The organism is Microbacterium sp. H6, from assembly GCF_003314775.1.
GTDB lineage: Bacteria > Actinomycetota > Actinomycetes > Actinomycetales > Microbacteriaceae > Microbacterium > Microbacterium oxydans.
In genome coordinates, this window is record NZ_QOAY01000241.1 from 1 (window position 1) to 6,783 (window position 6,783).

Genomic DNA, 6,783 nt, shown 5'->3' on the forward strand with positions numbered 1-6,783 from the left:
CGCGGGGACCGCCATGACCACCGGCACCGCCTTCGACATCGCCTCGGTGTCGAAGGTCGCCGCGACCACCACCGCGGTCCTCCGGCTGGTCAGCGGCGGCGAGCTGGGCTTCGACGACCCGGTCGACCGCTTCGTCCCCGGCACCGCCTGCGCGCCCGGGACGACCGTCCGCCACCTGCTGCAGCACCGTGCCGGTCTCTGGGAGTGGCAGCCGCTGTACCTCGACCGCGAGCATGCCGGGGATCCGGCGAGGGCGATCGACGCGATCCCGCTCCGATACGCCCTCGACGAAGGTCGACACTACTCCGACCTGGGGTTCATGCTGCTCGGTCGAATCATCGCCGCGATCGCCGGACAGCCCCTGGACGCCGCAGTGCGGGAACTCGTCACCGCGCCGCTCGGTCTCGCCCGTACCGGCTACGGTCCCGTCGGTCAGCCCGTCGCCTCCTCCGCTGTCGGCGATGCCGCCGAGCGCCGGATGGTCGCGACCGGAGTGCCGTACCCCGTGCTCACCGCGGACACCGACTTCGCCTGGCGCACCGACGAGATCAGCGGTGTCGTGAACGACGGGAACTGCTTCCACGCCCTCGGTGGCGTGTCCGGGCATGCGGGGTTCTTCAGCACCGCCGACGACCTGTTGACCCTCGGTGCCGCGCTCGCCGCACCCGAACGACACCCGGAGCTCTGGGAGCCGGATGCCGTGGCCGAGCTGTTCCGAGACGGCCCCGACACCGGCCAGGCACTGGGGTGGCGCAGCGACACGGTGGCCGTCGCCGGTCGGCCCACCCGGATGCTCTGGCATCCCGGCTTCACCGGATGCGCGCTCGGGATCGTGCCGGGGACCGGTACGTCCGCGGTGCTGCTGACCAACCGACTCTTCGCCTCCGAACCCGTGCCGACCGAGACGCTGTGGCGCGCAGCGCTCCCCGCGCTCCTGCCCGGCGGCACCGACCCCGGCAACAACGCTTCTGACAACGCTTTCGACACTGAAGGAACGAGTACCCCATGAGCACCACCGAGCCCGTGCTGAGCATCAGCGGCCTCGCCGTCGCCTTCCGGACCGGTTCCGAGCTGGTCACCGCGGTCAGCGACGTCACCATCGACATCGCCGCAGGTGAGACCGTCGCGGTCGTGGGGGAGTCGGGGTCGGGCAAGTCGACCACTGCGGCCGCGGTCAACCGTCTGCTGCCGGAGAACGGCGTGATCACGGCCGGCAGCATCCGCTTCGACGGTCGTGAGCTGACCGATCTGCCCGAGAACGCGATGATCTCGCTGAGGGGCGCCGGGATCGGGCTCGTGCCGCAGGATCCGATGTCGAACCTCAACCCGCTCATGCGCGTGGGCGAGCAGATCGGCGAAGCGCTCGAGGTGCACGGGTACACGCGCGGCGACGCCACCACGGCACGGGTCGTCGAGCTGCTGGAGATGGTGGGGATCGCCGATGCCGCGCAGCGCGCGCACCAGTATCCGCACGAGTTCTCCGGCGGCATGCGTCAGCGTGTCCTGATCGCGATGGGCCTGGCCTGCAAGCCGCGCCTGCTGATCGCCGACGAGCCCACCTCCGCGCTCGACGTGACCGTGCAGCGCCGCATCCTCGACCAGCTCGATTCGCTCACCGACGAACTCGGCACTGCGGTCTTCCTGATCACGCACGACCTCGCCCTCGCCGCCGAGCGCGCCGACCGCATCGTGGTGATGTTCCGCGGTCGTGTGGTCGAGGAGGGCACCTCCGCCCAGGTGCTCGGCGCCCCGCAGCACGAGTACACCAAGCAGCTGCTCGCCGCGGCTCCGAGCCTCGCCTCGCACCGTGACGCCCTGCCGCAGCGCGAAACCTCAACGGGTACACCGTTCGTCGAGATCCGCGACCTCCGCAAGGAGTTCGCCCTGCGCGCGCCCAAGCCGGGGGAGCCCGAGACGTTCACCGCCGTCGACGGGGTCAGCTTCGAGATCCGCCGCGGCACGACGGTCTCGATCGTGGGCGAGTCGGGATCCGGCAAGTCGACCACGGCGAACATGGTGCTCGGCCTCGAGGATGCCACGTCGGGGTCGATCCTGTTCGACGGGCTCGACCTGACCACGCTCCGGCGCAAAGAGCTGTTCGCCCTGCGCCGTCGCGTGCAGCCCGTGTTCCAGAACCCCTACGCCTCGCTCGACCCGCGTTACACGGTCGAGCAGTCGATCGCCGAGCCCCTGCGCGTGCACCGCATCGGCACCGCGGCCACCCGGCACTCGCGCGTGCTCGAGCTGCTGGAGCAGGTGGCCCTGCCCGCGGCCATGGCCGAACGACTGCCGCATGAGCTCTCCGGAGGGCAGCGTCAGCGCGTGGCGATCGCCCGGGCACTCGCGCTCGAACCCGAGCTGGTGGTGCTGGACGAGGCGGTGTCGGCCCTCGACGTGCTGGTGCAGGCGCAGATCCTCGACCTGCTCGCCGACCTGCAGAAGCGGCTCGGGCTCAGCTACCTCTTCATCAGCCACGACCTCGCGGTGGTGCGCATGATCTCCGACGAGGTGCACGTCATGCAGCGCGGTGTCGTGGTCGAGAGCGGCACCCCCGAGCGCATCTTCGACGCCCCGCAGCACCCGTACACGCGAGAGCTTCTCGCCGCGATCCCCGGGGCGTCTCTGGCGTCCTGATCGCGCTCGGTCGTCGACCACCGCCGTCGTCGACGACCGCAGGTTCAGCGCTTGCGGTCGTCGTCGTCCCAGGGGCCTTCCCACCAGCCGGCGCGGTCGTCGTCGCCGGGGCCGCGCCGACGGGAGCGGACGAACTGCACGATGAAGACCGTCAGCGTCGACAGCAGGATCACGAACATCACGAGGAACAGCAGGTCGCTCTGGTTCATGGGCGTCTCCCTTCCGCAGCGTCCGCCACGATCTTGGCGATGCGCGCCGCCCGGGTCTCCGGTCTCTTGGCCATCGCGATGTGGGTGAGTCCGAACTTCTTCACCGACTTCGGGAATGCGTCCCAGTTCGCGCGCGCGACGGGCAGAGCATCGAGCGCGGTGGTGAGTTCGTCCGGCTCGATACCCGCCTCCGGTCCGTCGAGCACGGTCCACGAGCCGTTCGCCTTCGCCATCTCCAGCGCTCGGATGCCGGCGGGTGCGAGCATTCCTGCCGCTTCCAGTTCGGCGATGCGCGCCTTGTTGGTGGCCGCCCACCCGCTGCCGGGACGCCGCGGCGAGAACCACTGCCCGTTGGCGCGGTCGTCCGTCCCGTCGCCGAACACGCGCACGGGGCCGTCGATCCATCCGAAGCAGAGCGCCTGACGGACGGCATCCTCGTAGCCGACGCCGTCCGACGCCCCGCGCACGCTCAGCAGCCAGACCCCCGCCGTGCGCTCGTGATTCTCCTCGAGCCAGGCGCGCCACGCCGCCGCATCAGCGGCCCGGAACCGTTCCCCCTCGTCCAGCGCGCCCACGGGCTACTTCTTCGTCTTGCCCGGCTTCACCGTCGTGATCGTCTCGGTGATCCGCGGCAGCAGGTCGGCCACCGACTGCACGATCTCGTCGGGGCGGAACGGGTACTTCTCGATCTCGGCCTGGTCGCTGATCCCGGTGAGCACCAGCACGGTGTGCAGGCCCGCCTCGATGCCGGCGACGACGTCGGTGTCCATGCGGTCGCCGATCATGCCCGTTCGCTTCGAGTGCGCGCCGATCTTGTTCAGCGCCGAGCGGAACATCATGGGGTTCGGCTTGCCGACGACGTAGGGCTCCTTGCCCGTGGCCTTCGTGATGAGGGCGGCGATGGCTCCGGTGGCCGGCAGTGGACCGTCGGTGCTCGGGCCCGTGGCGTCGGGGTTCGTCACGATGAAGCGTGCGCCGCCGATGATGAGCCGGATCGCCTTCGTGATCGCCTCGAAGGAGTAGTTGCGCGTCTCGCCGACCACCACGAAGTCCGGGTTCGTCTCGGTCATGATGAAGCCGGCGTCGTGCAGGGCGGTGAGGATGCCGGCCTCGCCGATCACGAAGGCCGAGCCGCCGGGGAGCTGCTGCTTCAGGAAGTCGGCTGTCGCGAGCGCCGAGGTCCAGATGCGCTCCTCCGGCACATGCAGGCCGCTGATGCGCAGGCGTGCGGACAGGTCGCGTGCGGTGAAGATCGAGTTGTTGGTGAGCACCAGGTACGGGATGCCGGCGCTCTCCCATCCGGCGAGCAGTTCGGATGCTCCGGGGATGGCGTCGTTCTCATGGACGAGCACGCCGTCCATGTCGGTGAGCCAGCATTCGATGTCGTCACGTTTTGCCATGTGCACAGCCTAGGGGCCGCACCTTTCCGGCGTCAGGCCGTGAGCCAGATCGCGTCGGCGGCGTGCGCGACCTCGGCCTCCGCGCCGCCGACGGAGAAGCCGCCGTCGGTCACCTCGACCTCGACGCCCACGGCGATCCCGGCAGCTTCGACGGCGCGGAGCACCTCGGGGTCCTGGTCGCTCACCCGCAGCACGCGGCCGACGTGTCCGACAGGGGCATCGGCGAGCAGCACGAACGGAGCGCGTTCGATGCGGCCCTCGGCGTCCGGGATCGCGTCGCCGTGCGGGTCGAAGCGGGGGCGTCCCAGGCGCGCATCGATGCCCTCCAGCAGCCGGTCGCTGATGGTGTGCTCGAGCACCTCGGCCTCGTCGTGCACCTCGTCCCAGCCGTAGTCGAACTCCTGCACCAGCCAGGTCTCGACCAGGCGGTGCCGGCGCACCATGGCCAGCGCGCGCTTCGTCCCTGCTTCGGTCAATCGCACCGCTCCGTAGGGCACGTGCGAGACGAGTCCGGCGGCGGCGAGCTTCTTCACCATCTCGGTGACCGACGATGGCGCGATGCCGAGCTTCGCGGCCAGCACCGAGGGGGTGATCGGTGCGTCCTGCCACTCGGTATGCGCGTAGACGGTCTTCAGATAGTCGTCAGCTGCAGGGGATGCCACCCGCCCAGCCTACGTGGTGCTCTCGCGCGCCCATGCGGTGAGTCCGTGGATGAGCGCCCGCACCCCGATCTCGAACGTGCGGCGGGCGGGGTCGGTGCTGAGCCGGGCCCTGGCGGCCTCGGCCTCGGCGAAGGTCGGGAACTGCGGGGCGAGCTCTCCCGGTGCCATGTTGTCGGCGGGGGCGAGGGCGTCCAGCGCGGAGCCGATGATGAACGACTCCAGTGCCACGATGGCGTCCACGATGGTCTCGGTGGGCCACTCGTCGTGCGCGAGCAGGCGTGCGATCTGGTCGTAGTCGGCGAACGAGCCTTCGTCGGCATCGATCGGCGAGGTGGCGAGCATCACCATGGCCTCCGGTGCGGCGATCGCGGCGTCGCGGTAGCTGTGCGCCCAGGTGAGCAGTGCGTCCTCGACGGGCAGCTCGTGGAGGACGGGGGAGACGAGCGCACGGCTGACCTGCCCGCGCATGGCCCGGATCACGGCGTCCCGGTTGGCGAAGTGGTGATAGAGCGCGGAGGTGCGCACGCCGAGCGATTCCGCGAGTGCGGTCATGGTGAACTGTCGCGGCGTGCGCTGGGCGCTCAGCCGGAACGCGGCCTTGAGGATGCGCTCCTCGGTGAGCACCTGGGTCGACGGCCGCCCGACGCTGCGCGGAGATTTCGTCATCGTGCTCGATTCTGCTCAGGTGTCTGGTATTTTATTGAAACTCTTTCAATACTGAACTCTTCAACGGACGAAGGCGCAGTCATGACCGGTTTCGACGCCGACACCATTGTCACCGACGCACGCGTGGTGACGATGGACCCGCGCCGCCCGTTCGCCACAGCCTTCGCCGTGCGCGAAGGGCGCTTCCTCGCGGTCGGGGACGATGCGCTGGTCCGAGAGCTGCGCGGACCTCGCACCCGCGTACGCGATCTCGGTGGAGCGGCCGTCACGCCTGGCCTCATCGACGCGCACCTGCATCCGATCCAGGGGATCGAGCTGACGGCGGGCATCGACCTCGGGGGTCTGACCACCGGGGCGGCGCTGCTCGCCGCCCTTCGCGTCGAGGCCGACCGCGCGCTCGCCGAAGATGCGGACCCGTGGGTGCGCGGCTGGAATCTCGACTACGACGTGTTCCACGACCTGCCGATGACCGCCGCCGCGATCGAGGACGCGGTGCGCGGACTCCCGGCGCTGCTCATCGTGTTCGACGGGCACACCGCTCTCGCCAGCCGCGCCGGCCTGGCCCGGGCGGGCATCACCGGCGCACGCGCGTTCGAGGATTCGTCGTGCGTGGTCGTCGATGCCGACGGCCACCCCACAGGGGAGCTGCGCGAACTCGGCGCCTACGAGCCGGTACGTCTGAGCGCGCCCGCCCGGACCCGTGAGCAGACCCTTGCCATCGGGCACGACCTGCTGCGCGGACTGCGCGACTCCGGACTCACCGGCGGCACGATCATGGACGGCGGCTTCGCCACGCTCGATCTGCTCGATGCTCTGGAGCAGGGTCCGGGTCTTCCCATCCGCATCGTCTCGGCGATCGACCACGAGCCCGGCTTCGACGAGGAACGGACGATCGAGAACCTGCGGATGCGGGACCGACGCGGCGAGCGCTGGCGGGGCGGATCGGTCAAGCTCTACGCCGACGGCGTGGTCGAGACGGGGACCGCCTGGCTGCACGCGCCCGATTCCGCCGGCGAGGGACTGGAGCCGTTCTGGAAGGACGTGGCCGCGTACGGCCGCACCGTGCGCCGATACACCGAGGCCGGGTTCCAGGTCGCGACGCACGCGATCGGCGACCGGGCGGTGGGCGAGGTCGTCGACGCGTACCTCGCGGCCGGCGTACGCAGCGCTTCCGGCGCCCCGCATCGTATCGAGCACCTCGAGACGACGACC

The 6,783-nt window shown here is 70.3% G+C and carries 8 protein-coding genes; 3 read left to right on the forward strand and 5 right to left on the reverse strand.

Annotated elements, in window-relative coordinates; translation table 11 throughout:
- Nucleotides 1–1,009 (forward strand): serine hydrolase (locus DSP71_RS15355; protein ID WP_147251339.1); only part of this gene is annotated, 1,009 nt, incomplete at its 5' end.
- Nucleotides 1,006–2,634: an ABC transporter ATP-binding protein gene (locus DSP71_RS15360; RefSeq protein ID WP_061015772.1), complete on the forward strand. Its 1,629-nt coding sequence runs from the start codon at nucleotides 1,006–1,008 to the stop codon at nucleotides 2,632–2,634. The genes DSP71_RS15355 and DSP71_RS15360, both read left to right, overlap by 4 nt.
- A 44-nt stretch (nucleotides 2,635–2,678) precedes the next feature.
- On the opposite strand, the gene DSP71_RS22420 is transcribed toward DSP71_RS15360, so the two are convergent.
- From DSP71_RS22420 to DSP71_RS15380, 5 genes are read right to left on the reverse strand one after another with little or no spacing between them, the layout of a single operon-like run.
- The gene (locus DSP71_RS22420; protein ID WP_164734122.1) at nucleotides 2,679–2,843 is read right to left on the reverse strand and encodes a hypothetical protein; all 165 of its coding nucleotides are present in this window, start codon (nucleotides 2,841–2,843) and stop codon (nucleotides 2,679–2,681) included.
- The gene (locus DSP71_RS15365; protein ID WP_113681521.1) at nucleotides 2,840–3,418 is read right to left on the reverse strand and encodes a YdeI family protein; all 579 of its coding nucleotides are present in this window, start codon (nucleotides 3,416–3,418) and stop codon (nucleotides 2,840–2,842) included. The genes DSP71_RS22420 and DSP71_RS15365 overlap by 4 nt, the downstream gene beginning before the upstream one ends.
- Nucleotides 3,419–3,421: 3 nt before the next feature.
- Nucleotides 3,422–4,243, reverse strand: a complete 822-nt coding sequence (locus DSP71_RS15370) for an HAD-IIA family hydrolase (protein ID WP_046747460.1) — start codon at nucleotides 4,241–4,243, stop codon at nucleotides 3,422–3,424.
- Between the two features lie 32 nt (nucleotides 4,244–4,275).
- Nucleotides 4,276–4,905, reverse strand: a complete 630-nt coding sequence (locus DSP71_RS15375) for a metal-dependent transcriptional regulator (protein ID WP_046747461.1) — start codon at nucleotides 4,903–4,905, stop codon at nucleotides 4,276–4,278.
- 9 nt (nucleotides 4,906–4,914) lie between these two features.
- Nucleotides 4,915–5,571, reverse strand: a complete 657-nt coding sequence (locus DSP71_RS15380; RefSeq protein ID WP_113681522.1) for a TetR/AcrR family transcriptional regulator — start codon at nucleotides 5,569–5,571, stop codon at nucleotides 4,915–4,917.
- Nucleotides 5,572–5,652: 81 nt separating this feature from the next.
- On the opposite strand from DSP71_RS15380, the gene DSP71_RS15385 reads away from it, so the two are divergent.
- Nucleotides 5,653–6,783: amidohydrolase (locus tag DSP71_RS15385; protein ID WP_113681523.1), on the forward strand; the 1,131-nt coding region annotated here is incomplete at its 3' end.

What these genes read in the sequence shown, in the direction of transcription:
- DSP71_RS15380 (WP_113681522.1), bottom strand. Translation starts at nt 5,571, where the DNA reads ATGACGAAATCTCCGCGCAGCGTCGGGCGGCCGTCGACCCAGGTGCTC.
- DSP71_RS15360 (WP_061015772.1), top strand. Translation starts at nt 1,006, where the DNA reads ATGAGCACCACCGAGCCCGTGCTGAGCATCAGCGGCCTCGCCGTCGCC.
- DSP71_RS15370 (WP_046747460.1), bottom strand. Translation starts at nt 4,243, where the DNA reads ATGGCAAAACGTGACGACATCGAATGCTGGCTCACCGACATGGACGGC.
- DSP71_RS22420 (WP_164734122.1), bottom strand. Translation starts at nt 2,843, where the DNA reads ATGAACCAGAGCGACCTGCTGTTCCTCGTGATGTTCGTGATCCTGCTG.